Below are 2431 nucleotides of genomic sequence, written 5' to 3' on the forward strand. Positions count from 1 at the left end.
ATTCGTGCAACAAGTTGCACGCTACGTTGTGATTTGGATCACGGTTTTGGTTTATTGGTATTGACTATTTTTTGTGCTTTAGCATAATGCTAAAATGCCCTTGCTTTCTTATATGGAGTGCCAATGTTAAAGTTTTTTAGAAAACATTATATTTTGACTATATTTTTACTGATGCCGTTTTTTCTTTATGGGTATTATTATTTTACCTATGTAAGGTACCATGATGATAGAATAGACTTTCGTCACTATCCAATACCTACCTTAACAGAAAAATGGACCAAGACGATTGAATATGATACGTTACCAACTATGAAATTAGATAGGTATTTTGTAATAGCATTTAATTGGAAGCAATTAGAAGAGAATCTAGAAAAAGAATTTGGTAAGCAGTATTATGATAATGTTTATGAAAAAAAATACTCTCCTTATAACGGATTTAATTTAGATAATGAGAGATTCTATGAGAATGAGAAGGATAAACCCATCTTTGTGGTAAAAGTTTATAAAGGTGAGAGACTGCTTGAAACTCGGATAATTTACTTTACTGAAATGCTCTCATCAGAGAGAATAACAATAGATAATGGGTATATTTCTACTATGGGAATTGTTTCTTACAATAGTTTTTATCTTCATGAGAAATCTCATTATAGATTTGAAATTACTAATGTTAAAAAATTACCTGAATTTGAAAATGTAGATGTGTTTTTAACTATTAGACCTATACGCCCAAAAATTTGATTAATCATTATATTAAAGAGGATTATTATGCTAGAAAATAAATATACTGTTACTTTTCGTATGGCACAAATGTGGGATAATTACCATAATGGAAAAGGGCAAGATGAGCCATCAGCTGCTGGGCATGTGTGGTATGTGCTTAGAAAAAATGGAGAGGTTGTTCGAAGTGCTGGTTTTCATTCTAAATATGAACAGGTGATTGGTGATGGGGAAATTACCAACAAGGATGAGGAGCGGTATACTGACTCTCAAGCTTCTATTACAATTCAAGTTAATCAGCAGCAATTTGATATATTAAATAGATTTGGAGATTATAAAGAATATGATGGGACTACAAAAGCTCAAATAAAGGGATTTGATACTACTTTATATGATGGCGCAAGAAACAACTGTGTAAGTTATGTTTTTAAAGCATTGGAATTAATCGGATATCCAATAGAAAATTTTGACCCAAGTTTTACGTTTCCTGTAAATGCATTTTATGCAATTCGAGCCAATCTAGCTAAATATGGAGCTATCGAGGTTAATGGTAATAAATTATCTCCACTCTTTCAAATTCGCTCACTTGTTAATCAAATATCACCGGAACCTTACGTTCCCGCTGGTAATAATAGAAACTACAAAATCACCGGCTACGATGGCAACTCAGATGAAATTCATGGCGGAGACGGCAACGATACCCTCATAGGCAAAGGCGGTGATGATAAGCTTTATGGCGGCAGAGGCAATGACGTGTTGTATGGTGATTACACAACGGATTCAGCGTCTTCATCTTCTTCAAGTTCTACGTTTTCAACAGGATATACAGCGGATAACAACCGCACTTTTTCTACTTCCTCAGATTCCTCCTCCTCTTCCTCTTCTTCTGCCTCTTCCTCTTCCTCTTCAAATGAATCCTCAAGCAGCTCGGGAAACGATATCCTTAACGGTGGTGCAGGCAATGATATTTTGAACGGTGGTAAAGGGTATGACACATATTACATCGGTGATAACGATGTGATTATTGATTCGGATGGCTTAGGGGAAATTCATTTTTTAAATAAAGTCTATCAAGTAAGACCCGAAACAGAAAGTTCCTCAAAACATATTATCACCGGTTATGACGAAGAACGAAAACGGCTGCCGACCTCTTTTGTATATAAGGAAAATGACAAAGTTATATATCGTTTTGAGGCGGAAGGCGCAAGTTTTGTGAGTGCTAAATCGTTAGGCAAGACAGCGTATGAATTGCAATCCCACTACCTTTGGGATGAGGACAGGGACGAAAAAGTTGTTTGGACGGCAAAGCGGCTCATGATTACGGAAGTAGAAACCGGTCATCAGGCCGTGATTAATAACTTTGTTAATGGGATGTTAGGCATTCAGTTAGAAACTCAGCGACCATATCCTAGTGATCCATATTACATCAATATACCAGGCCAATCGGAACGAATAATGTTTTGGGGGGACAATAAGCACAGATATCTCCGCGATGATGGGAGAGATTTAAATAGCCCCGGCGATAAGAATAACGATTATCATGGTGGCAATGGCAATGGCAATGGCAATGGCAATGGCAATGGCAATGGTAATGATGGTCATCATGACAATCCTAATGAAGGGCAGACACCAGACGATAACCGACCGTCACCGAATAAAGGAGGTCGTGGTTATGAAGTATATGATCCGCTTGCGTTAGATTTAGACGGTGACG

The 2431-nt window shown here is 36.9% G+C and carries 1 protein-coding gene and 1 pseudogene; both read left to right on the top strand.

What is annotated here, in order from left to right:
• The first annotated feature begins 123 nt into the window (after window positions 1-123).
• Window positions 124-738, top strand: a complete 615-nt coding sequence (locus tag HMPREF9065_RS07850; RefSeq protein WP_021615448.1) for a hypothetical protein — start codon at window positions 124-126, stop codon at window positions 736-738.
• Window positions 739-765: 27 nt separating this feature from the next.
• Window positions 766-2431 (top strand): annotated as a pseudogene (locus HMPREF9065_RS07845) (calcium-binding protein); the annotation flags it as partial.

Origin of the sequence: Aggregatibacter sp. oral taxon 458 str. W10330 (genome assembly GCF_000466335.1) — a bacterium.
Taxonomy (GTDB): Bacteria; Pseudomonadota; Gammaproteobacteria; order Enterobacterales; family Pasteurellaceae; genus Aggregatibacter.